This is a genomic window from Bacteroidota bacterium (assembly GCA_019637975.1).
Classification (GTDB): domain Bacteria; phylum Bacteroidota; class Ignavibacteria; order UBA10030; family UBA6906; genus CAADGV01.
Genome location: JAHBUR010000003.1, coordinates 133,029 through 159,783, shown reverse-complemented (window position 1 = coordinate 159,783; position 26,755 = coordinate 133,029). Strand labels below are relative to the sequence as shown.

Annotated in this window: 20 protein-coding genes and 1 tRNA gene; 2 read left to right on the top strand and 19 right to left on the bottom strand. The window is 52.0% G+C overall.

What is annotated here, in order from left to right:
* Positions 1-44: 44 nt before the first annotated feature.
* The 5 genes from KF749_02610 to KF749_02590 form a co-directional block, all read right to left on the bottom strand.
* The gene (locus tag KF749_02610) at positions 45-1,373 is read right to left on the bottom strand and encodes a nucleotide sugar dehydrogenase (protein ID MBX2990039.1); all 1,329 of its coding nucleotides are present in this window, start codon (positions 1,371-1,373) and stop codon (positions 45-47) included.
* A gap of 230 nt (positions 1,374-1,603) precedes the next feature.
* Positions 1,604-2,167, bottom strand: a complete 564-nt coding sequence (locus KF749_02605; protein ID MBX2990038.1) for a UpxY family transcription antiterminator — start codon at positions 2,165-2,167, stop codon at positions 1,604-1,606.
* Between the two features lie 34 nt (positions 2,168-2,201).
* Entirely contained in the window at positions 2,202-2,705 is a 504-nt protein-coding gene (locus KF749_02600) for an SLBB domain-containing protein (protein ID MBX2990037.1), read from the bottom strand.
* Between the two features lie 51 nt (positions 2,706-2,756).
* Positions 2,757-3,023 (bottom strand): hypothetical protein, encoded by a 267-nt coding sequence (locus KF749_02595; GenBank protein MBX2990036.1) that lies wholly within the window; start codon positions 3,021-3,023, stop codon positions 2,757-2,759.
* Between the two features lie 39 nt (positions 3,024-3,062).
* Positions 3,063-5,099, bottom strand: coding sequence for a polysaccharide biosynthesis tyrosine autokinase (locus KF749_02590; protein ID MBX2990035.1), 2,037 nt, complete (start codon positions 5,097-5,099; stop codon positions 3,063-3,065).
* A 107-nt stretch (positions 5,100-5,206) separates the two neighbouring features.
* Between KF749_02590 and KF749_02585 the strand changes: the two genes are divergently transcribed.
* A complete protein-coding gene (locus KF749_02585; GenBank protein MBX2990034.1) occupies positions 5,207-5,908 on the top strand; it encodes a metallophosphoesterase family protein in 702 nt (233 codons plus the stop codon).
* An 898-nt stretch (positions 5,909-6,806) separates the two neighbouring features.
* Here KF749_02585 and KF749_02580 read toward each other — a convergent pair.
* From KF749_02580 to arfB, 13 genes are all read right to left on the bottom strand, one after another.
* Positions 6,807-7,022, bottom strand: a complete 216-nt coding sequence (locus KF749_02580; protein ID MBX2990033.1) for a hypothetical protein — start codon at positions 7,020-7,022, stop codon at positions 6,807-6,809.
* Between the two features lie 37 nt (positions 7,023-7,059).
* The gene (locus tag KF749_02575; protein MBX2990032.1) at positions 7,060-8,781 is read right to left on the bottom strand and encodes an acyl-CoA dehydrogenase family protein; all 1,722 of its coding nucleotides are present in this window, start codon (positions 8,779-8,781) and stop codon (positions 7,060-7,062) included.
* 6 nt (positions 8,782-8,787) lie between these two features.
* Positions 8,788-9,807, bottom strand: coding sequence for an electron transfer flavoprotein subunit alpha/FixB family protein (locus KF749_02570; GenBank protein ID MBX2990031.1), 1,020 nt, complete (start codon positions 9,805-9,807; stop codon positions 8,788-8,790).
* Positions 9,808-9,812: 5 nt separating this feature from the next.
* Complete coding sequence (locus KF749_02565) at positions 9,813-10,700, bottom strand: electron transfer flavoprotein subunit beta/FixA family protein (GenBank protein MBX2990030.1); 888 nt, start codon at positions 10,698-10,700, stop codon at positions 9,813-9,815.
* Between the two features lie 263 nt (positions 10,701-10,963).
* A complete protein-coding gene (locus KF749_02560; GenBank protein ID MBX2990029.1) occupies positions 10,964-13,009 on the bottom strand; it encodes a hypothetical protein in 2,046 nt (681 codons plus the stop codon).
* Between the two features lie 47 nt (positions 13,010-13,056).
* Entirely contained in the window at positions 13,057-14,193 is a 1,137-nt protein-coding gene (locus tag KF749_02555) for a glycosyltransferase family 2 protein (protein MBX2990028.1), read from the bottom strand.
* A 126-nt stretch (positions 14,194-14,319) separates the two neighbouring features.
* Entirely contained in the window at positions 14,320-16,929 is a 2,610-nt protein-coding gene (locus tag KF749_02550) for a T9SS type A sorting domain-containing protein (GenBank protein ID MBX2990027.1), read from the bottom strand.
* 173 nt (positions 16,930-17,102) lie between these two features.
* Positions 17,103-18,890, bottom strand: coding sequence for a T9SS type A sorting domain-containing protein (locus KF749_02545; GenBank protein MBX2990026.1), 1,788 nt, complete (start codon positions 18,888-18,890; stop codon positions 17,103-17,105).
* A 359-nt stretch (positions 18,891-19,249) separates the two neighbouring features.
* Positions 19,250-19,324 (bottom strand) — tRNA-Asn (locus KF749_02540).
* Positions 19,325-19,386: 62 nt separating this feature from the next.
* Entirely contained in the window at positions 19,387-20,388 is a 1,002-nt protein-coding gene (locus KF749_02535) for an inorganic phosphate transporter (protein MBX2990025.1), read from the bottom strand.
* Position 20,389: 1 nt separating this feature from the next.
* On the bottom strand, positions 20,390-21,040 hold the full coding sequence (locus tag KF749_02530; protein MBX2990024.1) for a DUF47 domain-containing protein: 651 nt from the start codon (positions 21,038-21,040) through the stop codon (positions 20,390-20,392).
* A 248-nt stretch (positions 21,041-21,288) separates the two neighbouring features.
* The gene (locus KF749_02525) at positions 21,289-23,568 is read right to left on the bottom strand and encodes a TonB-dependent receptor (GenBank protein MBX2990023.1); all 2,280 of its coding nucleotides are present in this window, start codon (positions 23,566-23,568) and stop codon (positions 21,289-21,291) included.
* A gap of 93 nt (positions 23,569-23,661) precedes the next feature.
* Positions 23,662-24,090, bottom strand: a complete 429-nt coding sequence (gene arfB / locus KF749_02520; GenBank protein MBX2990022.1) for an aminoacyl-tRNA hydrolase — start codon at positions 24,088-24,090, stop codon at positions 23,662-23,664.
* An 84-nt stretch (positions 24,091-24,174) separates the two neighbouring features.
* Between arfB and KF749_02515 the strand changes: the two genes are divergently transcribed.
* Complete coding sequence (locus tag KF749_02515; protein MBX2990021.1) at positions 24,175-24,423, top strand: hypothetical protein; 249 nt, start codon at positions 24,175-24,177, stop codon at positions 24,421-24,423.
* A 41-nt stretch (positions 24,424-24,464) separates the two neighbouring features.
* On the opposite strand, the gene KF749_02510 is transcribed toward KF749_02515, so the two are convergent.
* Positions 24,465-26,600 carry a thioredoxin domain-containing protein gene (locus KF749_02510; protein MBX2990020.1) on the bottom strand — a complete coding sequence of 712 codons (2,136 nt, stop codon included), beginning with the start codon at positions 26,598-26,600 and terminating at the stop codon, positions 24,465-24,467.
* Positions 26,601-26,755: the final 155 nt, after the last annotated feature.

Here is a 26,755-nt window from a genome sequence, read left to right as displayed (position 1 = left end):
AGCTAAACCTCGACCTTGATCTCAACCTTAACCTCATCCTCACCCTACGCCTTATACGCTCTTCCTATGGACACCATATTCCTCGTATCCACAATCGGTGCGGTGAAGCTGCTGAAATCCATTCTCCTGTATTCGTCATGCGGCGTTGCGATGAGGATGAGGTCGTAGATGTTGCTTATCTCCACCGACTCGCGGCCTGCGTATTTCGACCATTCGCGCGAGGGACGGATCACGGGGACGAACGGATCGTTGTAGCTTACCGTTGCGCCTTTCTCTTCCAGCTTCTCGATCAAGTGATAGGAAGGGGATTCGCGGTCGTCATCAACGTTGGCTTTGTATGCAAGTCCCAACATCAGGATTTTCGAGCCTTTGAGTGCCTTGCCGTGATCATTGAGTGCCTCCATCACGCGTTGCACCACAAAGTCCGGCATGGAAGTATTGATCTCGCCCGCCAACTCGATGAACCGCGTGGCAACACCATACTCCCGCGCTTTCCACGTAAGGTAGAACGGATCAATGGGAATGCAGTGGCCGCCGAGACCCGGACCCGGATAGAACGGCATATAGCCGAACGGCTTTGTCTTCGCTGCTTCGATCACTTCCCACACGTCAATTCCCATTTTCATGAAGGCAACTTTCAGCTCATTGACCAGGGCGATGTTTACCGAACGGAAGATGTTCTCCATCAGCTTCGTTGCTTCGGCGACGCGGGTTGAGGAAACAGGTACCGTTCGCACAACGATTTGCGAGTAGAGTTTATCCGCGACAGCAAGTCCGTCAGGCGATGTTGCACCGACGACTTTCGGGATCGTCTCGGTGCGGTACTCCTTGTTGTTCGGATCTTCACGCTCGGGAGAGAATGCGGCAAAGAAATCAACATCGCATTTCAATCCGGTTGATTCGAGAATCGGAATCACCACCTCATCTGTTGTGCCGGGATAGGTGGTTGACTCCAGCACGAACAACTGCCCTGAACGCACGTACGGCGCAATTGTCTCGCAGGTGCTGACGATGTACGACATGTCGGGCTCGCGGTTCTTGTTCAGCGGTGTGGGGACGGCAATCAGAACGGCGTCGCACTTCGCAATCATCGAAAAATCTGTTGTCGCGCTGAACATGCCCGAACAGACAGCCTGCCGGATACGTTCGGAAGGAATGTGCTTGATGTACGATTCGCCTTTCGACAATGTGTCCGTTTTTTTGCGGTCGATATCGAACCCGATGCAATGGAACTTCTTCTCCGCAAAGCAAAGGCCGAGCGGCAGGCCTACGTAGCCGAGCCCGATGATGCCGACAACAGCAGTCTTGCCATTAATTTTGTTTAGAAGGTTATCCTTCGTTGTATCAGCTTGATGTATTTGTGGTGGGTGCATTATTGCATCTGTCCGCTTGTTGTCATTTGGGGTTGAGATTCAGGTTAAAGGTTCCGATCTCCGGACCGGAATCTCAATCTCATCCTTGGCCTCAACCTGTCCTCTCAGGTACGCTCCGCCCTTTCAGTCACATTCTGCTTTTAGAACAAGCAGATGCGGCCTACTTGGGCATTTTGTTACAACACAACTCTCAACGTCTCTTCAATGTCGCTGACATATGAAGGGATGAACTACAGCCTTGGTATGAAGCCCGCTCTTTGTTCCTCAACAGGCTGATCGATTCTCTCCAAAAACTCCTGTGGCACTTCCACGGATACCGACTGCGCTATGCACGATAACGACACGGCGACACGAGCCGTATCCTTCACCTTCATGACAACTCCTTCAACACCTTTGAACTGACCGGCGATGATTCGTACGACCTCGCCCACGCTTACATATTCCTCGCGACGGATCGCATCAGGCGACCCGGCGAGAATGCGCACCCAATTGATCTGGTGTTCGGGAACAGGCGATGGCGTGTTACGCACACCCACAAACCGGACAATGCCGTCGGTTTGAAGGATGGAGACCTTGTTGCGCAAGTCCGTCCGCACAAAAATGTACCCCCGGAACAGCGGCTCAAGCACTTTCTTTTTCCGGTCGCTCCACAAACGTACTTCTTCCACGAGCGGAAGGAAGCTTTCGATTCCCCGCCGGCGAAAATCATCGTCGATCTTCTTTTCAAACCGGGAACGGGTGTACAGCGCGTACCAGCGTGCGGTGTGCTCTGTTGCGGATAGGTGATGGTTCATCTCGGAAATACCCCGGACCGTTGTGAGAGACAACTTATCGTCGGGCCAGATTAATGACCGTGGCAGCGGTTGTGGTGATCACGGCAGCGTATCCCACCACACCGAAGATATCACGGACTACCGACCACGTGGATCTGTCGACCTCCACGACATCGCCGGGCTGCAAAGCGAGTTGTTCCGCACCAATACGGGTAAGATCGTTCAGGTCAACCGTGAACTCTTGGCGGGCAAACCGCTCCTCGTTTCGAACGAGACGGGAGATCTTGATTCCCTTTAGCGTTCCATCCACGGAAGGGCCGCCGGCTAATGCGAGCAGGTTGATCAGATCAATGGTGCTGGAGATTTCGTACCGTCCGGGCTTCTGCACAAATCCCAGCACATTCACGATAATGGTCAGCTCATTCGGCTTCGCAAAATAGAAGTTCGACGTTGTCGTTCCCACCGATGTGGCGGAAAGCAGCCCTGTTTGATCGAGCTGTGCCTGTGCCTGATGCGACAGCAAGATCGCAACTATACCAATCAACAGAAAATTCTTCATACCCTCTTTATACAGATTGTGAACAAACCGGTTTTCGTGAACGAGGTACTCTCAACTGCCGACAGTTTTCTTCCGCTTCTTCTTCGGACTCTCACCGTTTCCGTTGGAATGGTAGTACCCGTAATTGTGCGCATAGTAACTGTACCCGTAGCTTCCGTAGTAGCCGCCGTATGCTTTCTTGACATCAAAATTATTGAGCAGCACACCGAGTACTTTTCCTCCGACATTTGTCAACGATCCTGTTGCACGGTAGATTGCCGGCATCGGGTCTTCTGCGGAGGCGACAAGAATTGCCCCGTCGACAATGGTCGAGAGCACAGCTGCACTGTTACCGCCAGCAGCGGTGCGAATCGAACATCAGGATGTCGTACTTCCACTCATCTGTTCGATGAATTCACGCATCCTGCGCGAGCCGAGAAGTTCCGCCGGGTTGGGTGGCGTTGTACCGCAGCACAACACGTCCAGATTTTCCACAACATTCCTGTTCAGTGCATCATCAATGGAGACACTCCCGACAAAGATATCCGTGAGGCCGGGGTTCTTGTTGATTCGGAAGTAGTTGTGAATTGTCGCCCGACGCATATCCGCATCAACCAGCAACACTCTTTTCTCTGCCTGTGCAAACGCAACAGCGAGATTGGAGATCGTGGTGGATTTCCCCTCCGAGGGGTTTGCGCTCGTTACCAAAAAACTCTTCAGCGGCGTATCAAGCTGTGCGTACAGAACGTTCGTGCGCAAACGGCGGTACGCCTCGGCAAGAGGCGACAGCGGATTGTGGTACGCAACCAGGTGCGGGTCGAAATCGGGACTTTCATGAGGGGAATGCCCGTTCCCCGTCGAAGCTTCCTGCTTGTGCATATTGTCCATTTGATGCACGGCAGACAGCGGAATAAACCCGAATCGCTTCAGATCCTCGGGTGTTCTGACCCGAACATCGAGGTAGGAACGCAAGAGGACGTACGCAACACCAAGTCCGAGCCCGACTAACAGGCCAAGAATCAGGTTCTTGCGCATGTTGGGACTGACGGGCCCTCCCGGCACAATTGCCGGATCAATGATGTCAACATACCCGAATTCGGATTTTTCGGTGATAGCTGCTTCGTTGTACTTCTCCTCGACGAGAAGGTAGAGTTTTTCGTTGCTGAGTCGTGCCCGCTGGAGTTTCGCCAGTTCGATGCTTTTTTCCGGAATCTGATTGAACTGCCGCTCGTATTGCGCGATAACAGACTGCAAAGCCCGCTTGCGTGCATCAAGGGCCTCCAACTCAATTTGCTGCTCGACGATCTTCTGCCTCATCTGCCCGACAAACGCGGCACTGCCGATGCCGTCTTCGCCGGAGCCGATGGTTTTCAGAAATGCTTCCGTTCGTGATTTGAGATTCACCTTCAACGCGGCAATCTGGGAGTCGATTTCCTTCAGCTTCTCGGAGTAAATAGACTGTCCGGCAAGCGCAGGATTCTGGGCGATGACCACATCGCGCTGTACCTCGAGCGCGGCAAGCTTGTCTTGCAGCAAGCGGATATACGCATCACTCGATTCGCCCAGTGTCCGGGCAACGCTGGGTTCCTGTTTGGCAATTTCTTCACGATAGGAAGCGAGGGCCTTTTCTTTGGACCGGATTTCCACCTCGATAGCGTCGCGGTTTGCCTCGAGTTGCGACAACTGGGCCACGACTTTGTTGGATTCGCCGTCGAGCGAGACCATACCTGCAGACTTCATATACGCCTGAAGGGATGCCTCGGCTGTATCCAGCGCAGTTCTACGGGTTTCCAACTGACCCTGCAGGAACTCCCGAACGGCGCGAGAGCGCGTACGGCTGGCATCCATGTTCCGCTCGGCATAGACCTTCATGTAGGTGTTAGCGAGTAATGCCGCCTCCGCCCGATGGTTGCTTCGTGCCGTAATCCTGATAATATCCGAGTCACGAATCGGGACAAACAACACCGACCCGAGCAGCCGCCCGGCAACCTCTCTTACACTGGCGAGTTTCTGTTGGGGAACGCCATCCACAATCACCAGAAGTATCGGGGTTACCTCTGAAATCGGGCTGGCGTGTTCCGCGTCCTTCAGCAGGTCCTGGGCAACCGCCTCCGCCATTGTCCGCGATTTGAGGATCTCCAGTTCGTTGGTCATCTTATTGAAGCTGGTTCCGGCAAAATCAAAGAACGGGAGCTGGCCTCCTTTTCCTTTCATATCCACAAGAACAAGAGCCGCGGATTCATACACCGGATCTGTGCGCAATGTGACGAATGCGCTGATCGTAGTGGCAAGCAGCATCGAGGCAAGTATGATCCACTTTCCCCGAAGAATGATGGAGACATACTCCTGCACATGGGATTCACGCGGAAGTCCCCCGTGCATATCACCGTTTGTTCCAAAGTTTATTGTTTCCACGCTGCACCTTGCTTGATGTTACGTTCGAATTCGTCCCTGTTCACAGTATTTTTCCGCCCAACCATACTTGACTTGCTTTTCTCGTTTCAACATATAACTTATCAGATATGCGCGTCGCTATTCTTGCTGATATTCATTCCAATCTTCAGGCACTTGCCAAAGCGTTTTCGATTATCGACCGTTCCCGCATTGACGAAATCTATTGTCTCGGTGACATTGTCGGGTACGGCGCCAATCCCAACGAATGCCTCGGGCTTATCCGTGAGCGTTGTACTTTGACCGTTCTGGGAAACCACGACCTTGCCGCTATTGACACCTCCGTTGCCCATTACTTCACGAAGCCCGGCCGTATTGCCGCCGAGTGGACTCATTCGGTACTCACACCCGACAATATCGATTTTCTGAAGTCACTCCCCTATTCCACGGCCAAAGAACAAGCAACCCTTGTGCATGCTTCTCCGCATGAGCCCGAACAATGGACCTACGTTTCTTCTCTCGTTCTTGCGCAGAAGCAATTCCCGGCATTCGCAACGCCTTTGTGTTTCATCGGCCACACGCACATTCCCTTTGTATGCGGTGAGAATCTGAAAACCTTCTCCCTCAAGAAAGATATGCGCTTTCTCATCAATGTCGGCAGTGTCGGACAGCCGCGTGATGGCAATCCTCAGCTCAGCTTTGGCATGTTCGACTCTGACAGCTGGTCATACCAGAACATCCGGTCAGAATACGATATTGACGGCGCTGCCAAAGCTATACTTGCCAAAGGTCTGCCAACCGTACTTGCCAAACGACTCTCGCTCGGAGAATAGAGCCGGAGAATCACGATAGACTGGCGTACATGCGGAGAATTGTTGTCGGTTCGATTCCGATGGGGCAATGTGGGAGGGGGTACTGTGAGAAATCCTCTGCCGTGTTCCTGCAACGTTCCGTCAATGACAAAGGAAATGGTATTGCGCTCTCCCCAATAGACTCCATCGGCAGTTCCCGCCCGACCTGATGCCGGTGTCGCCAGTGCAAGCACACAGTTGACTGTAAGATTATGCCGGACTTGCAGTTAACGATTGCAGAGTCCGTTCAAGTAACGCATTAGTGTAACCGAATAATGCGTGAAAGTCAACAATGTTCTGTGCTCATAGGTGACACGCTAAGCGCGTCAAGTCACCGACCTCTCTCCGAATCCGCCGTCCTTCAGCACACGGGATGACTTCCCTGTTTTCCCGACTCGTCCCCCCTGAACGAATTCGGAAGCATCAGGTTCAGCATCCGCGTTTTTTGCATCGTCTCTTGCATCTTGTGCAATCAAGTGATACAATGCAACTCAAGTATGTAACTCTTTGCTGCTTCAGTTCATGTGATACGGAACAAACCCAACCGCCCTTATGATATGCCCGTCCTGCAAAAGCTCACGCGTATTCCGCTCACGGAGCAAAACCGCATCAGAAAAGGCTATTAGGGCACTTTTGCCTGTGCATTACTTCCGGTGCCATGAGTGTAATTGGAGGGGAATGAGGATAAGAAGAAAGGCGCTGAGAGTAACACAAGTGGTATTATTGGGAATAGGGTTCGGAATCATCCTGCTCGAATTCGCCAAGCCATTCCTGAGGGCGTTGATCAGGATATTCCTTTCCTGAAGCGTGGCGGCCAAGGCCCGGATGCAGACCTTCCCGAAACGCCGCCCCGACAACTCCTATAAACAGCAATCACGACTTAGTACGAAATCGGCGCGACATCAATCAGCTCTGCTTTGGGGTCCTGCTTCTTGAGAAAGTCAATAAACTCCGAATTGTAGTATTCCTGATGTGTCTTCTCGAATTTCTTCAAGAGAGTCCTGATCTTCTTCTCCTGAAACGTACTCCGGATGTAGTTGAACTGCTCTTTGTCGTCGTAAATGCGATAGTAGTAGTACGCCGTCCTCTTTGCCATGATATCGTTTCCTCGTAATGAATCTGATTGGATGTGATTACTGCAAAATCTTGCTTGCGTGCAGCAAATCGCCAAACAACTCTCCCCTGATTGCCTCGGCATTCCTGCGTGCCTGCGCCAGGGAAGTAACGATGTAACGATTTGCGATGAACACTTTCCGCGGCTCAATCTCCGCCTCATCCAATAATAGATAACCGATGTAGAGAGAGCCGTACATCTCTACAAGGTCCTTCGCAGCAACATCCTGAAATCCGCTGTCTTTCTTGTCAACCACATATTTCAGGCTGTCAAGAAACAGGCGCCGGATTTCCTTCAGATGATCTGCAAGCCGGGTGAGGCCTCCTTTGTACTCACGTTTCTCATTCGCCTCGAACGTCTCCCCCAACACATCATTGATGACACCGCCGGACGCCGCGACGATCTGCAGTTGCGACGTTCCTTCATAAATATTCGTGATGCGCGCATCGCGGGCAAGCTGCTCCACATGGAACTCCTTCATGTATCCTGTGCCGCCGTGAATTTGCAGTGCGTCGTACGTTATTCTGTTGCTGCACTCTGCGAGCATGTATTTCGACATGGGCGTGAGCAGATTGGCTGTTTTCGTGACGTGTTTCAGCCGGGCTGTCTCTTCCGCGACAGATTTTCCTTCCGCCTTCAGCTTTTCGATCCTGTCTTCCAACTTCTCCTTTTCATCCACACATTGTGTTGTACTGTAGAACAGCGAACGATTACTTTCGAGCATCACACGCATATCGATCAGCATGTTGGAGATGACCGGAATATCGGCAATCGCCTTGCCGAATTGCCTGCGCTCGCGTGCGTACTTCAGCGCTTCTTCATATGCCGCCTGCGAAATCCCGAGCGCCTGTGCCGACACACCCATGCGCGCCCTGTACATCAAATCAAGGACATACTTGATGAGCCCGAAGCGCCGTGATCCGACAAGCTGTGCAGGCGTGTCATTGAATTGCAGTTCGCAGGTGGGCGAGCCGTGAATGCCCAACTTGTTCTCGATGCGGCGGATCTTGACGGTTTTGTCGTGATGGCAAACGAAGAGGCTCAGGCCCCTGCCGTCCTTTGTTCCGGCTTCTGATCGGGCAAGAACAAGCAACACCTGCGCATTGCCGTTGGTGATGAAGCGCTTCATTCCGCGCAGGAACCATCGGCCTTGCTCGTCCTGATAGGCATGGAGTTTCACTGCCTGCAGATCGGAACCTGCATCGGGCTCCGTCAATGCCATTGCGCCGGTGTGTTCGCCCGAACTGATCTTCGGCAGAAATTCCATCCGTTGATCCTCGTTGCCGAACTTGCGGATCGTATCACCGATATCCTGCAAACCGAAGATATTCATCAGTGACGCATCGGCGCGGGAGAGCATCTCCACCGTCATCATGTAGATGGTGAAGGGGAAGTTCAATCCTCCGTATTTGCGCGGAAGAATCATGCCCATCAAATCCGCTTGGGAGAGTTGCTTCAAGTTCTTCTGCGTACCCCCGGCATAGGCGACTTTGCCGTCGGCAAACCTGGCGCCCTCATGATCCACGCCCGCGGCCCGCGCTGCAATGAAGTTCCCTGAAAGATCGCCCACCACTTCAAGCACCTTCCGGTAGTTTTCCATTGCATCCTCGTATCCGGCGGGAGCATACGGAAACTCTTGTGCCTGTGCGTAGTCGTCTTCCGCAATGGCAACGACTTCCTTCAAGTCAAGATTATTGAAATGAAAGAGAATATCTGGATTGTCAAGAAAGTAGTTCGGCATAGACCCTCACTTCAATCTGCTTCTGAATGCTTCGATGAATTTCGGGATGACGTCGGTGGCATCACCAACGATGCCGTAATGCGACACATCGAAAATGGGCGCATCCGCATCCGTATTGATGGCAATGATCTTTTTGGCCTCCTGCATGCCCGCCCTGTGCTGAATAGCTCCGGAAATTCCGATGGCGATATAGAGTTTAGGGCGCACGGTCACTCCCGTTTGCCCGACTTGTCGTTCATGCGGTATAAACCCTGCATCCACCGCTGCGCGGCTTCCCGCAACCTCTCCGCCTATAGTATGCGCTAGTTCGTGAACGAGACGGAAATTTTCTCTTGTGCCAAGACCGTATCCTCCCGCGACGATGATCGGGGCCCCTTTCAGATTTACTTTGTTTTCGGTACGGTGTTGTTCGATGATGGTCACAATGCTATCCACGCTGTCCGGAGTGTAGGGAATGTGGGTGATGTTCACCTCATGCGGATGAGAGAGAGGATGAAGCTCCATCACTCCTTCCCGGACTGTCGCCATTTGCGTCGGCGTATCGGGAGTAATAATCGTTGCAATGATATTGCCGCCAAAAGCGGGCCTGATCTGCAACAACAAGTTCTTGTGTTCCTTGCCGAGATACGTCACATCCGCAATCTTCAGATCGGTGCAATCGGCCGTCAGGCCGCTGCGGGTATGCGACGCGATGCGCGGTGCAAGGTCACGCCCGACAATCGTGGCGCCGAACAAGACAATGCGTGGTGTGTGGGCCCCGACGAGGTCATTCAGTACGCGTGCATAGGGCAATGTTGTGTAGTGTCCGAGATCGGGGTGGGAGACAACCATTGCCTCGTCCGCACCAAAACGGAATGTATCGGCCGCAATGGTCTGTACGTCGTTTCCGAGTACAACGGCCTTGAGTTTTCCTCCCATGCTGTCGGCCAATTTCCGGCCTTTGCTGAGAAGCTCGAAGCTCACTTCAGCGGGTTTTCCGTCCCGTTGCTCAACAAACACCCAGACATCATTTGTGAAGTTTTCCATGATCATCATCCCAGTATTCTGTCTTCCATCAATACATCGACGAGGGAGAGCATGCCTGCCTTGGAATTCTCAAACCGCATCGGTTTGCTTCCGGTCAGCACGACGGATTCCACCTCGTACACTTTTGTGGGTGAGCCCTTGATGCCGCATCGTGCGACGTCGATGTGCAGATCTTCCGCCGTCAACGTCGGAATGAAGAGCGAGCGGTTCTTGTATTCGTAGATGAGTTTGTCGATGTACAGTAGGGAATTTCCTTCGGCAAGTTTTTCGAGTTCGAGAAGTGACTTCGCCCCTTTGTATGCCATGACGCGTTTCGCGCTGAACGGCCGGGGCTCGGCCGCATCCTTGAGCACTGTCAGAAGGACGGGAAGTTGCGCCTCCACTATCTCGTATCCGCCGTCAATTTTCTTCTTGACGCGTATCTTGTTCCCGCCGATGTCGAGGATTTCTTCGGTGTATGTGATTTGCGGAATGCCGAGTTTTTCAGCCGTCTGCGGGCCCACCTGTGCCGTATCGCCGTCAATTGCCTGTCTGCCGGCAAAAATGAGATCAGCATCTCCGATCTTCCTGATCGCTTCGCTGAGAACATAGGAGGTCGCGAGCGTATCTGCTCCGGCGAACTTCCTGTCGGTAATCAGAAACGCATCGTCCGCCCCCATGTAGAGGCATTCGCGAAGAATGTCGGACGCACGGGGCGGACCCATCGTCACAGCCGTTACCTTTCCGCCGCAGCGATCCTTGATCTGAAGGGCGAATTCCAACGCGACTCTGTCTTCAAAATTGAAGATCGCCGGCAACTTCGCCCGGTTGACCGTTCCATCCTCTTTCATCACCTGGCCGGAGATGTTGGAGGTGTCGGGCACCTGTTTGACAAGGACTATTGAATTGTACATAGTGATTTCCTGAACGTGAATCTGCTGTGCCTACAGCACATCCTGCGCAGGAAATGGTCATTCCTGACCCGAAGCAACGTATGGTGATGAATACAGGAGGATGAAGATGATGATGAGAAAACGTTGAAAATCTCTTCACATGAAGGCCGGGCCTGCATTCCCTTGCAGGGTGTGAAAGAACGGGGGTAGATGTTGGGGTTGAAGATACTTCCGGCGTGTTGCCACAGACATTGTAGCAATTTTTTACACAGCAAGCAACCCGGCTATGGACGCCGGAACAGGTCAGGAGGGCGGAAATTTCCCGTTTGAAGAAGCAAGGTCAACGTGCGCAGACTCCAGTTGTAGTAATTTCCCACAGCCGGAGGTTCACGGAGAGCATTCTCGCGATAAAGTGAATCACACAATGGTTGATATTCCTCGCCCGCAACCATTGCAGCCGCCCCGAAAGGCCCCACAAATATGCTATTGCGTTCGGGCCCCATCGGCTTGCCATCCAACGAATAGCCGTTCCCGATATTTGCTGCGCCGATTGTTCGCGCAAATCCGGCAATCTTCAAGCAGAATTGCCGTGCTTCTTCGTTCCCGTACCAAAGATAGTCAAGGGCAATTCGCCACGGCGTTCTTGTTGCATCCCAATAATAGTAATGATTATTTTCACGCCCTTGTCCCGGAGATCCGTCTGCTTTGCACCAGTCCGGCACAAGTCCGGTTTCCGGATGGGCAGCATTTCTCAGAACTTCATAGCATTTCTCCATGACCCTCGACCATCCCGGGTTGCCCGTTGCTGCCTCGAATGCACGGTAATACGCCGGGGCAAAATACGATGGGTTGAGGAGATGCGATCCACCCCACGTGCCGTTTCCGGGTTTAAGAACAAACGTTTCCGGCTCGACCTGATGTGTGAAGATCCGGTCAATCAGAACCTGCGCATCCTCCCGGTAGTTGACTTTGCCATCGCTGCACCACTGCTCGTCGGCAAGCAACAACGCAAAGGCTGCATCCTCATCGGCGTCGGTTGCACCTCCGTATCCCAGAACTGTACAACTGTCGCTGATGTGCCAATCCATGAAGCCGCTTTTGTTCAGGAATCTTTGATAGTACGACCACAGATCATCAAAGAGTGCCTGATCGCCGAACGTAACAGCTAACAACATCCCGTACCCGATTCCCTCGGATGTTGTTGAACGCATATCGTCAAACAACACCCGCCGGAAACCGCACGCACCTTGCGACGTCACGTAGCCGGTCTTCCAACTCATGTACGAGGCTTCAGCAATCCCGTGATTCCGTTGTCGCGGCATAGCGCCGTATTGGTATACAATGTTCCGAGGAAATGGAAACTTCTCGCAACCGCCGCCATTTTGCGTCCGGAGAATCGTTCCATGTACACCCACGACAACACCTATCGTACCGTTTGCAAACGACACGCCGCGCAAATCGGTTTCTGTTCCGGCTGGCTGGTTAGCCCAAATGTTCCTGCCGTCTGTCGACTTCAACAGTGCGCCGGCAGACCCGACGATAAAACCGATTTTTGTGTCAGCAAAGCATACATCCCAAAGATCCGACGTAGTGTTGGAGGGGGCCTCTCGCCAATCTACGCCACCATTGGTAGTAGTGAGGATCGTTCCTGCTTCGCCGACCGCTATTCCAAAACCCGCGTTGGTGAAACGAACGTTGTGGAGCAGTGTTGATTTCCCTGACGGTCGCCGAGTCCACGTCTCGCCCGCATCGGTCGTGCGGAGGATTGTTCCTTCGGACCCCACGGCAATACCTGTGACACTATCGATAAGAAACACGCCGCGCAAGTTCGCCGTTGTTCCGCCCGGCTGCGTCACCCAGGTTGCTCCACCGTCCTTCGTTCGAAGAATCGTTCCCTCGAAACCGACGATGGCTCCGTTTCTCTTGTCTGAAAAGGAAACGCCGTACAGCGATTTCTTCGTCCCTCCTTCGTATTGCAGCCACACTTCTCCGGCGTTGGAGGTGGTGAGCATTCTTCCATTCCATCCCACAATCCATCCCGTGTTTTCATCAACGAAACTGACTGCACTGAGCCAAGTATTTGTGCCGCTTGATTGCTTGCTCCATGTAACACCGCTGTCTTCCGAGCAGGCGATGAACCCGCGTGCCCCTACAGCGTACCAACGGCTGCCGCCGGCATGTGTCACCGCAGAAAGCGGGTCTGTACTTCCGCTCGTGCTGCTTGTCCATTGACAGCGTGTGGAACTGACAAGAATGAACACCATCCAAACAGTGGCGAAGACTGTTCGTTGGAATCCGGAGTATGAGAATAAAAAATGCCTATATGTCATCGGAGCTCAAAAAGGAATTCGGATTCTTCCGCACGGTGGAGCCGTTCTTACTGTCCTGATGTCCTGTGCCCGTCGGCGGACAAAACGGCGTTTGCCTCGTCTCTGAATCGTTTCATGCGGGAGTTATGCAAGCGGTCAAACAGTCGCAAAGGAGCTGCTGTAGCGGGCGTTCGTTTGTTCTCTGCTTCACCATGTTCTTGTGTCGTCGCCGGAGCATGAAGTTTCCGCCTCATCGTGCGCCACATGCGATCGTCCTTCCAGATTCTGGAAGTTACAGGATGGGCAAGGAAACGGAGGATTGCCTTTGCAAGTGTAGAATGGAATTCTGACGAAAAGAATCGCAACGGATCTGAAAAAAGACTGATCCCTAAATACCTGAGAGATGTGCCATACCGACTGCGACGATTACTCTTTCCGGTAAGGTACAGGTAGTACGACCCCTTCGCCACCCGGAGTATCGGATTTGGAATGTGCGGGTGACGATGTTTTATCTCCTTCAGCAGCGATGCAAAGGCTCCTTCCATCCGGTAATGATTTGCAGACAAACTGGTCAGCACCTCCCTGTATCCGACGAGAATGTTCGGGACGAGACGGACCTTGTAACGTTCGGCAACACGGATGTACAAGTCCCATTCCTCACATGGTGTTGTAGCGCCGTTATACTCCCCCACCGCATCAAAGCACCTTCGCCGGATGAGCGCACAACTGCCGTTTCCAAGGAAATTTGAATAGACCAGATCGGCAAATACTCGCCCTTCATACGAGTGCGTTATATCAACAATGGGCCGGTCATCTTCGTCGATGATCTTTGACCAGCAATAGACGAGTCCAACAGACTCATCCGATTGTATCATACATTCAACCTGCGCCTTCAATCTGTCGGGATACCACACATCATCGGAATCGCATGGGGCAACATATTCGCCTGTTGCGTTCCGAATACCCATGTTGCGTGCCGTCGCCACCCCCCCGTTGGGTTTCTGAAGAAGCTTGACGCGGGAATCGTGAACAGCAAACGATTTGACTATACCTGCTGTACTGTCTGTTGAACCATCGTCAACGACAAGGACTTCAAAGTGCGGGTAGGTCTGCAACAGAATCGACTCGATGGTCTTGCCGACAAACCTTTCTGCGTTGTAGGCGGGAATAACAACCGACACAAGCGGCGTATTGGGAGTGGTCATCTCGTTGTTGTGGTACGTACGAAACTACTGAGTGAGTGAACGAAAGCATTGTGCGTAAAAGTCCGAATCCTGCACATGCGTCGTGTCACAAAATTCCCGGTTAGAGAGGAATGCGTTGATTTGCTGCTACTTGATCAGAACGAATTTCTTTGTCAGAATCACTCCCCCGGCACGCAATTGAAAGTAGTAGATGCCGCTCGCGAGGCGAGTGTTCCTGAATACGACTTCATGATAGCCGGCCTGCTGATAATCATTTACCATTTCTTCCACGACCTGGCCAAGAGTGTTGAACACGAACAGGGAAACATCCGAGTTGCGCGGCAAACCGTACCTGATTGTCGTCGTCGGGTTGAACGGGTTCGGATAGTTCTGCGCAAGCTCGAACTCCTGAGGAACTGCGTATGTTGTGCCCGAACTCGTGGTCAACACACTGAACCTTCGAACATCGCTGAATTCTCCCCAACCCGCTTCATTCTTTGATCTCACCCTCCACCAATACAAGGAATGATTCACGAGGCCGCGGGCTACGCGAATGGTATCTGTCAGTGTCGAATCGATTTTGGAATCTTCGAAGGTTGAATCACTTGCTATTTCAAACCAATAGAAGTCTACCGCAGGCCCGCTTGGGCGCCATGTGAATTGCACACTGTCGGATGCGATAACTGCTGCATTCAGCGGGGCAACCAGTACGACCTGATCCGGCAATCGGAGTATTGTTGTGAACCTCCATACATCCGACCAGACTCCGACAGCTTCCGTGTTGCTCCCCCTTACTCTCCAGAAATACTGGAGTGAATTCTCCAGTCCGGCTGCATAACATTCAATTTCGCCGACCACCACACTATCAAGGACTACAATACCGAATGACGAATCCCGCGAAACCAGTACCTGATACCGGAGCGCACCCGCCACTGAATCCCACGAGAGTAAAGGATTGGTTGAGACTCCTACCGCGCCATCGGGCGGCATAAGGAGTAAAGGCGGTGGAAGCGTAGTCGTGAAACGCCATGCCTCCGAAAACGGACTCGAGCCCCCTTCATTGCGGGCACTTACACGCCAATAGTATGCCGTCAGAAAGTTCAGTGGCCCGACGGGCAAGAAGGTTGCAGCAACCGCGGAGTCGTCAACAACAACACTTGAGAACAACGAATCGCTTGAAACCTGAACCCGATACATTGACGCATTCTGTGAGCTATCCCATGAAAGAGTAGGAGAAACCGCTACTCCTGCTGCCCAATTAGCGGGCAGATGAAGTGCCGGAGCAACCGGTGGCAACGGAACTGTAGTGAACTTCCACGAGGCACCAAATTCAGTCCATCCAACATGATTTTTCGCCTTAACGCGCCAATGGTACGAGGTTGCATTTGACAATCCCGTAACAAACCGTGTTGTGTCAACCAGCGTCGAATCATCAAGCATCAATGATGTAAATGTTGAATCAGCCGCAATTTGTATTCTGTAGCTCGTGGCCCGCGCGGACGCATGCCAGACCAGTACGGGAGAAGTGGGATTGGTGGTTGACCCATTCACAGGACTCACCAATGACGGGATTGCCGGTATCTGAACCGGATCCGCCAATGGGTTGAAGAAGTTCCCCGTCTGAAGAAAAAGCGTGAGGGTTCGCAGACTGTAGTTGTAGTAGTTTCCATTCACGAACTGCGGCACCGTTGCGACATTGTCCTCATAAGCGGAATCGCAAAAAGCCTGAAATGGTGCCCCCGTTCCCATTGCGCCGGCCCCGAACGGCCCGACAAACACATTGATATGCGCCGAACCCATTGGACTTCCATCTATTTGATATCCCTCGCCAATATTGACTGACCCGATGTTGCGGGCAAACGATGAGATCTTCTCGCAAAAAGCTTTTGCTCTTTCGTCACCAAACCATAAATAATCCAGCGCAATTCGCCACGGGGTTCTTGTTGCGTCGTAGTAGTAATAATAGGCAAAGCCGCTTGCCGGCAAACCATTCGCCTGACACCAATCAGGCACAAGCCCGGTTGTCGGGTGTGCGGCGTTGTTCAGAATCTGATAACATTTTGTAATCACGGAATCCCACGCGGCATTGCCTGTGGCTTCGCGAAATGCACGATAGTATGCCGGAGCAAAGTAAGAAGGATTTGTGACGTTGGAACCTCCCCACGTATCCCCGGGCTTCAGCACATACGTGTTGCGTTCAACCTGGCGTTGATAGATCCGATTGATTTGCGTGACTGCAAGTTGCCTGTAGTTGAGAGGGCCGGTACTGCACCATTGTTTGTCGGCAAGCAAAAGCGCAAATGCAACATCCTCGTCGGCATCGGTCGCGGCATTGATGCCCAACACCTGGCAGTTGTTGCCAATCCACCAGTGCATCAATCCGTACTGGTCAAGATTGGCCACGTAGTAGCGCCAAAGGTCATCGAACAATGGCTGGTCATCAAAGTTAGCGGCAAGCAGCATTCCGTATCCGATTCCCTCGGAGTAAGTCGAGTTCATGTCGTTGAACAGCACGCGCCGAAACCCGCAGGCTCCGGAGGATGTAACATAGTTGTTCTTCCAACTGAGGTATGATTGTTGAGCGTGAAGGTGATTACGATCCGCCGGCATCAGACCGTGGGGATAAATCGCATCCTGAGGAAATGGATAGTTGTGACATTCCAGCGTGTCGGAAATGCCGAATTGCTGTGCCCATAATGACCCGGCACTCACAAAGGCAACAAGAAGGATTCTTTCTACAAATCGAAGCGGGTTCACTCTCCCCCAATTCCACCTTTCGCGAAAGGTTGGTGTGTGCTCGTGGATACGAGATTGTCTCGCGCTAAAATATACGCGTAGATGAGAGGGTTGTCAAGAACTGAAAACGAATTATTACGGCAAAGGGGGAGCAGATTGTGACGATTTCGCCTTACAAACCAGAGTTCGTGATACTATTTGACGAGAATGAGTTTCCTGGATGCCACGAATCCTCCGGCTCTGAGCGTGCAGTAGTACACGCCGCTCGACAACCCCTCTGCACGGAATACCATTTCGTGATACCCGCGAGGCTTCTCTTCATCGATCAGTTGAGCAACGAGTTGTCCGAGGGTATTATGCACACTCATCTTGACATTGGCGTCATTCGGGAGGCCGAAGCGAATCCGGGTCGAGGGATTGAAAGGATTCGGAAAGTTCTGATACAGCGAAAAAGCAACCGGAACTGCTTCCTCATGAACCGACGTTGGTGCCTCCACCAAGATTGCATCAGTGAAATGCAATCTCCCGTCAAGGTCAATTTGTTTCAGCCTGTAGTATGTTGGACGCGTGATGGCTTCATTGTCTGCAAACGAATAGAATTGCGGCTCAAGCGTTGTGCCGTGTCCGGGAATGAAACTATTGGGCAGCGTTGCGAACTCCGGCGCTGATGGAGTTCGTTTCTGGATCTCAAATCCATAGTTGTTCAGCTCGGACAGCGTTCCCCACTCAAGCAATGCGCGGTTACCGGGCAGGGTAACCCGGCCTCTGAAATACGCGAGATGCACAGGCAACGGCACTTCGTTCGGGTTGAGGAAATTCCCTGTCTGAAGGAACAGCGTGAGCGTCCTCAAACTGTAGTTATAGTAATTTCCGGGAATGAACCATGGGATGGTATTTACGTTCTCATCGTACATTGAATCACAAAATGCCTGGTACGCTTCATCCGTTGCCATTGCACCCGCGCCAAACGGACCGATGAACACATTGATGTGCGACCAATTGAGGGGAGTTCCATTGAGATGATATCCTTCAAGAATATTGGGAGCGCCAATCCCTCGAGCAAAATTTGAGATCTTCTTGCAGAATTCGTAAGCACGTTGATCACCATACCACAGGTAGTCCAGAGCGACCCGCCACGGCGTTCGTGTTGCATCGTAGTAGTAGTAGTACGCGAACCCGTTTGCCGGTTGACCATTTGCCTGGCACCAATCGGGCACCAGACCCGTTGTGTGATGTGCCGCGTTGTTCAGAATCTCATAGCATTTGGTAACAACCGAATCCCAACCCGCATTCCCTGTTGCCTCACGAAATGCCCGGTAGTATGCCGGAGCAAAGTACGAAGGATTCGTCACATGCGAGCCTCCCCAACTATCTCCGGGTTTGAGAACATACGTATCCGGTTCAACCGTGTGAGCGTACAACCGATCGATGATCGTTTGTGCACTCAGAAGGTAGTTGACTGCCCCTTCGCTGCACCACTGCCGATGAGCCTGAAGAAGCGCAAACGCCACATCCTGATCCGCATCCGTTGCCGCCGTAATTCCGATAACCTGGCAATTACTCCCGATCCACCAGTGCATGAGTCCTTTTTGATCGAGAAAGTTGTTGTAGTATCCGAACAAATCATCAAACAACTCCTGATCGCCTGCATTGACGGCGAGAAGCATCCCGTATCCTATCCCCTCGGAGTAAGTCGTATTCATGTCGTTAAACACCACCCTGCGGAAACCGCATGCTCCGTCGGTTGTGACGTAGTTGTTTTTCCATGCAAGATAGGATTGGTAAGCCATTGCATGATCTCTGCCGTTCGGCATGAGGCCGAAAGGATAGGTTGCATTCTGAGGGAACGGAAAATTCAGACATTCGTTGCCGAGAGTATCGACGCGGTTTATCCTTGTGAGATTATCCCTCGGGCCGCCGAACATCTCGGACGCAAGAGCCGTAGCACTCCATAAAGCGACACAAATTACCGTTGCACGCATACATCCTGTGAAATGTGATTAGATAGAAAATGCTACAGAAGAGACGTCCGGAGTGACCGATACGGGACCGGCATAGTGTCAACAAATTGATGCTTACAAAATTCCCTCCAAATATACTTCGGACGGAATCGTTTGTCAAATGAAATTGCTTGCGACCGAACGATTTCCTCTTTCGTCCGGTAGACGGTTCACACAGGCCTGCGGGGTGCACAAAGACTGTCACCCATTTTTTGAGGCTTCAATTGCTCAGGCTCACAGCCGCCACATCACATAGACTTTTCACTGTGATCATGAGGAGAGGAGACACCTAAGCAGTTGATTGTAAATGCAAAAGCCTTGGGGAGTAATCCCAAGGCCTCTGGCTCCGCGAGCAGGACTCGAACCTGCAACCCTGCGGTTAACAGCCGCATGCTCTACCATTGAGCTATCGCGGAATGGATTTCAAATGTGGATGTATGATACAGAAAACAGGAACGAAGTTCAAGCCATTTCTTTGTCACACAAACAGGTTGTGGATGGCATCAACGATGTAATATCCTCCGGCGGCAACAGTCGCGGATGCCGGAATCGTAAGAACCCATGCCCAAACGATTCTGCCTGCGATTCCCCACCGCACAGCCGACAACCTCCTTGTTGACCCAACGCCCATTATGGCACCGGCAATCGTGTGGGTAGTGCTGACGGGAATTCCTGCCAGCGCCGTTCCGAGAAGGATGGAGGCACCCGCTGTCTCGGCACAGAAACCGCCGATTGGTCGCAAGTGGGTTAGTTTCATTCCCATCGTGCGGACAACTTTCCACCCTCCCATGTATGTGCCAAGTCCGATTGCCGCATGTGCCGAAAGAATTACCCAGACCGGAACGTAGAATTCGTCACCCAGATAACCCGATGTGTAAAGAACCAACGCAATAATACCCATGGTTTTCTGCGCGTCATTTGTGCCGTGACCAAGACTGTACGCAGCCGATGAGAGTAACTGTCCCACCCGAAAGACGCGGTCAACCTTGTGCGGCGAAGAATTCCGCGACAACCACGTTACACCAACCATAAAAACGTATGCTATCAACAATCCCAACAGAGGGGAGAGAAAAATGAACAATGATACCTTGATAAGACCGGCGGCTACAAGCGCCTCAAATCCGCCTTTCGCCAGCCCGGCACCTGCAAGCCCGCCAATGAGGGCATGCGAGACGCTGATCGGCAGGCCATATCGTGTGCAGACATGCGTCCAGACGATGGCCCCGATCAATGCTCCGAGAATCAGGTACTCGTTCACAACTGACAGCTCAACAATCCCCCTCCCGATTGTATTGGCAACATGCACACCGAATCCAAACGCTGCGGCAACATTGAAAAACGCCGCCCACAATACCGCAAGCTTGGGCGAAAGTACATGTGTCGATACAATTGTTGCAATGGAGTTGGCAGCATCGTTCATTCCGTTAAGGAAATCAAACAACAAAGCCATCACAATGATTATGATAACGAGTGTCAGCATATCAGGCGTTCTTGACGATAATCGATTCGATGGCGTTCGCCGCATCCTCGCACTTGTCCGTTGCCGTTTCGAGACTCACAATCAGCTCTTTGTTCTTGATCAGAAGAATCGGGTCTTTGCAGGTATCGAACAGGTTGGCAATGGCACGCTCGAACAAATCATCCGCCTCGTTTTCGATGCTGTGAATCTTCACAAGATTCTCGCGAATACTCGACTCGTTCTGATAGTCACGTAAATGGTGGATTGCGACGCTGAGTTCGTTGACTGCCTGGCAGATCAGAATGGCCAGTCGCTCCATTTCGGGGAGAATGATATCGACACGATACAGGACAATCCGGTTGGCCGCTCCTTGAATGTAGTCGAGAATATCGTCCAGCTTTGATGTCAACGCATGAATATCTTCACGGTCAAATGGTGTGATGAACGTCGATCCGAGCTCGGAAAAAATCTGATGTGTAATCTCATCTCCCTTGTGTTCAAATTCCTCGATCCTGCGGATTTTCTGGGCACGTTCTTCCTTTGACATTGAATTCGACATCAGTTCGCTGAACATCCTCGCCGCTTGCTGCAGATTGTCGACATCCTTTTCAAAGTACTTGAAGAACTTGTCGTCTTTGGGAAGAAGAGCGTGAAGGAAACTATCAAGTTTCATGAATGATCTGACCCTTATGATGTGGAAGAAATGAACACAGCAGAAACAGAGCGTACGCTTCATATTCAGGAGGCGCTGAAACGTCCTTGATCGCTCATCGCTCCAATATCACGCGTGTCGCTGCTTGTGTTCTTGGGAAAGTCCGGAGAACGAATGTTCGTAGGCTGCTGGCAACCGGATTAAATATATGGGAAATGATCTGCGGGTGCAACCGGTTACATCTATTGCATCTGTTTGCCGTGGAGGCGCTAGAGCTCGGCGCTGATTCCGATGGAAGGGAGAATTCCAATGCTTTCGTTCACTTCTGCACGCTGCTCACGCGCATTCCAGCGAATCTGGCTCACAGCCTTGTTGTTGTAGATATTCTGGATGTCGAGATAGACAATCAAATCCCAATTCGCAAAATTCCAGCGGCGATCTACCCGTATGTCTAGGCTGTGGAGATTGTTAAATCGGGAGGAATTGTACGCGGCGGCACTCTGCGTTCCATTCTGGCTGAACGGCGTGTACGGGCTGCCGGAAGCGAACCGGAATTTCGCGCTTGCTTCCCACCGCTCGTTGAACTGATAGCCGCCGCCCACATTGAACATCACGCGTTGATCAAATGCACCCGGCCGCTCAATACCATCAAGGGGGGTAAATTTCGTCGAACTCAGCGTCAGACTTGCAAGTCCGTACATCGGTATTTCCGACAGCTTCTTCTGCAGAAGGAACTCAATACCGTATGAACGTCCCCTTCCGCCACTCACCAGATGGTCAAGTCCGTACGAAGCAAAGTTCTCGTCAGATCCGCCGAAGCCTCCGCCTGTGTTGGACAGAACAAGGTACGGCCGCGTCACGCTGGCCGGATAGTTACGGTACTTCTTATGGAATCCTTCGATACGCAGCTTCAGATCGGCCCGCAGCAAATGTTCCACGCCCAGCACATATTGATCGGCACGAGCAGCTTCAAGATTCCTGTTCAGTGGATTCGCCACCAACCAGATGTACGACGGATTCTGGTAATACATCCCGGCACTGGCGCTGATCGACGTAAGATCCGAAATATCATACGTGATGGAACCCCGGGGCGAGAGATACGTTTTCTTGTTGATCATACTGAAGTAGTCAAGTCTTCCGCCTACGGTCAGTTGGAGATGTGTCATCACCCGTTGCGAATATTGTGCGTACACTCCGATTTTCTGTCCGGTTTCCGCGTAATTATTCACCATAATTTGGAGCGTATCACCAAACGTGGTGACATACTCCGGCATCCCAAGGTTTGCCTTGAAGTTGATGTATCGCGCCTGTGCACCAAATGACACTTCAGCCAAATACGGCAGCTGCATCACCACGTCGCCGCGGAGGCTTGTCTCCCCTTCTTTCGAGCGATTAGTGAAGAACGGGACGAGAAGTGAATCGCGTTGAACGCCGTTGTAGTTCACGTAACTGCGGCCAAGCGTGACAGTCGAGAATCCATTTCCAAACAGGTGAACCCAACTCACTCCGCTCGCATATTGCCGTTGCGCCGTGCCGAGTACGCGTGAGTTGTCGAATCTCTTTGTTGCGTCATCATTAAAGAAGCTCACATCATCTATCGCTCCCACCGCCAGAAATGTCAAACGATTGGCATTGTCGATCTTGTACGATGCTCTTCCGAGGAAGTCCCAATACTCGGGAACGAAGGCAAAGCCCGCCGCTTTGAAAATCAAATCCAGATAGCTTCGCCTCGCAGAAAAGACGAATGTACCGTTGTTGTCAAGCGGCCCTTCAACATTGAGGCCGAACTGACTTGCAGAAATGGTTGCTTTGCCTCCGAGTTTGTCGCTTCTTCCATCACGCAAGTCTATCGTGAGCACGGATGACATGCGGTCACCGTATCGCACACCGAAGCCACCGGTAGAAAAGGCGGTCTCTCGTACAAAATCCAGATTGATGTAGCTGAGCGGTCCTCCGCTGGCGCCCTGCGTGCCGAAATGATTGATGTTGGGAATTTCAATATTGTCCACAACAAAGAGATTCTCGGATGGAGCACCGCCGCGGACAACAAGGTCGTTTCGTCCCGGCGACACTTGCGCGACACCTGGCAAAACGGAAATAGCCCGCACAACATCCTCAAATCCTCCCGGCGATCTCCTGATTTCCTCGTACGAAAGCTGCTGAATACTTACAGCTGCATCGGGCGATTTCTGAAAATACCTCCCGCTTGCTTCCACTTCTTCAAAAGCAATATCTGCAGGTTGCAACTGGAATTTCAGGTCTGCAGGCTTCCCGACTCGTACCACGACGTCGGTCAGGATGAACGGCGCGAACCCCACCAGCGATGCCTGAACCTGATACGTCCCGACCGGAACCTCCGCGACCGAAAACGTACCGTCAACCGAAGTCCCAGCGCCGGACTGGGTTCCGAGAATCCTGACGTTTGCAAACGGCAACGGCTCCTGTGTGATCCGGTTGACAACTGTTCCGGTGATGGTTCCTGTTTGCGCGTAAAGCTGCACGACTGAACCGGCGAGCACCGGCAATACTGTTCTTAGAAAAGTCTTCATGGTTATGGATTTCTTACTTGAAAGAGAAGAGTGCACGGTTACAACACTGAAACGGGGGGCGAAGTTCCGTGGTGAAGAAAAGCTGAATAATAATTACTCGCCGGCGGCGTTCACTTTTCCCCGCAGCTTCTTCTTGACGCTGTGGGATTTCTTGCTCCGGATGCGGGAATGCTGCGATGCTGCGGAGGGTCTGGTTGGTTTTCTTTTCTTCTGGACAGCGAGGGCTTTTTGCATTAGCGACGCGAACTTCTCAACTACCACTTCTCGGTTTCTCCATTGGCTCCGCGATTCTTGTGATGCGAAGTGAAGGTTCCCGCCGGAATCGATGCGTGAACCCAGCCTGGAATAGACCTGCTCTTTCTGCGCGTTCGTCAGTGATGCCGAATCCCGAACGTTGAACACCAACTCGACACGCGTTGCCACCTTGTTAACATTCTGTCCGCCCGGTCCGCTGCTTCGGGCAAATCGGAATGTCACTTCATGTTCGGGAATGGACAACGACGAGGTAATCCGAATAGTCATCGAAAGTGATCCGGTGTTGAACTTGGTCGTGCTTCTGTGTACTTTGTAGTTGAAATATACATAACATTCCCGCGGATTTCTTCCATGAATACAACCGTCGGCAACTACATCATTGAAACAAGACAGGCGAACGAAAAGGGAATGCCATGGATTGTTCGCCTCCAACGCAAGAGACTACTGCTAAACAAACACATCAGCACAGATTGGTTTCTTGATAAGAACCAAGCAGATTTGTTCGCCCGTCAACTTGCAGAGCAATTCAGGTCAAACGCCGGCGAAGAGAATATGAAAAAGCGCAAACCTGGCTGGACCCTCACGCGCCCGATCCACTGAATGAAAGCCGGAATACCCCGTTCCGGCTTTGCTGTTCCCTGCTATCTCATTGAACTTGACTTCGATTCGCTTTCCAGCAAGTTAATCATCTTCGCGATATCGGTTGTCGGCAGCCGGCAGACGAAGTTCTCGCATACATATGCAGTCGGCTTCTCATCAATCATCGAAATGGATTTCAGAAACGCTCCGGCACTTCCGAAATTCATCTGTGGTGCTTCCTCAGCAAGGAGTATGACTGAGTTCGGGAGATAGCGGGAATGGATCTCCTTTATCATTTTACCTGTTGCCTCATCATGCCGCCTTCCTGCGATAACAATCTGCTTCACACCATCAAGTGAGAAATCAAACGCCGCGGCCATCTGCGGCATTGTGAACGGCGATTTCTGCAAGACATCACCGAATGCCTTCAATGTTCGTCCGGCTTTTACGCGCCAATCACGATTATCCGTCATAACGGACAGTCGTAGCAGGTTCATCACTGCGACAGAGTTTCCCGTCGGCTCGGCCCCGTCGTATTGTTCTTTCATGCGAACGAGTATCGAGCCATCGTTCCCTGTTGTATCGAAAAATCCGCCTGCTGCCTCATCCCAAAACAACTCAATCTGCTTTTCCGTCAAACGCATTGCTTGTTGGAGCCAGCAGGGTTCGAAGGATGTTTCATACAGATCAATCAGCCCCTGAGTCAGAAATGCATAATCATCGAGATAGGCGTCGAACTTCGCTTCTCCATCCCGATACCGCCGATACAGAGTGTGTGTGTCTTGATTGAAGAGATTATCCATGACAAATGTCGCTGCCCGCTCCGCTGCCTGCGCATACGCGGTCTCATTCAGAGCCTGCGCGGCACGGGCACATGCAGAGATCATAAGCCCGTTCCATGCAGTAATGATTTTGTCATCGAGATGGGGCCGTGATCGCCTCGACCGGATATCGAAGAGCTGTTGTCGCGCATGCTCAAGCCGTGCCTCAACCTCCGCCTCACTCACGCGGGCAAAGGCCGCCGTTTCCGCACTTGTGGCAGCAACATACAGAATGTTCTTTCCCGTAAACTCATGCTGCGGATCGTTCAACGCGTTTCCGCTTTCCTCCACGCCGTAATAGAAGTTGAATATCCGTGCTTCATCGCCGAGCGCTTCGTCGATTTCCCTTTTCGACCAGATATAAAATGCCCCTTCCCCTGTTTCATCGGCAGCATCCGTGAGCCTGCTGTCGGCATCTTCAGCAGAATAAAATCCTCCGCCGGTATCCGTCAAGTCCCGCAACACGTATGCAAGCGTTTCCCGCAATCGACGTTCAAAGAAGGGGTCTCCGGTTATCGAATATGCGTCCGCCAATGCAATGCATATCTGTGCCTGATCGTACACCATCTTCTCGAAATGCGGAACCCGCCATTCACCATCCACGGAATAGCGATGATAGCCGCCGCCGAGGTGATCATACATCCCCCCGTTGGACATTTGACGCAACGATTGCACGGTCATGTCCAGAGCCTGCGGTTCACCGGTTCGGTTGAAATAACGAAGTAAAAAGTTGAACACAACCGGCCGCGGAAACTTCGGTCCGCTTCCAAATCCGCCAAACTGTGTGTCGTAGTTCTTTGTTGCCTGTGTGAAACAAGTCTGTAGGAACGCGATGTCCAGCGACTCAGTTTCTTTCATTGCTGCCGGCAAATCGTGCAGAAACTGCGTAATACCGTTGGCAGATTCCGCCACCCGTTCGCGTTCGTTCTTCCAAATCTGACTGATGCGTTGAAGCAATTCGGGAAACCCGATTCTGCCGTATCGGTTTTCGGGAGGAAAGTAGGTTCCACCGAAGAACGGTTTGAGATCGGGAGTCAGAAACATCGACATCGGCCAGCCGCCATTCTCACCCATCGCTTGAAGCGCCGTCATGTACACTTTGTCAACGTCGGGGCGTTCTTCGCGATCGACTTTGATGTTAACGAAGAGGTCGTTCATTATCCCTGCGATGGATTCGACTTCGAATGACTCACGCTCCATGACGTGGCACCAATGGCACGTTGAATAGCCGACAGAAAGGAAGATAGGCTTATCCTCCAAACGCGCCTTGGCAAATGCCTCATCACCCCAGGGATACCAGTCAACGGGATTGTTTGCATGCTGAAGGAGATACGGACTTTTCTCGCGGGCGAGGCGATTTTGTTTCGGGAAAGCCATCGGATGATTTCATTGTGAATGAATTCTGTACTCGTGGGAAAGCGCCAATCACCATTGCCAGGCTGAGTACCTTTGTAAGGTACAAACTTTCCTCTCACCTGCAAAAATGGAAGAGGCCGATACATTCAGTATCGGCCTCTGCTTAAGCAGAACGC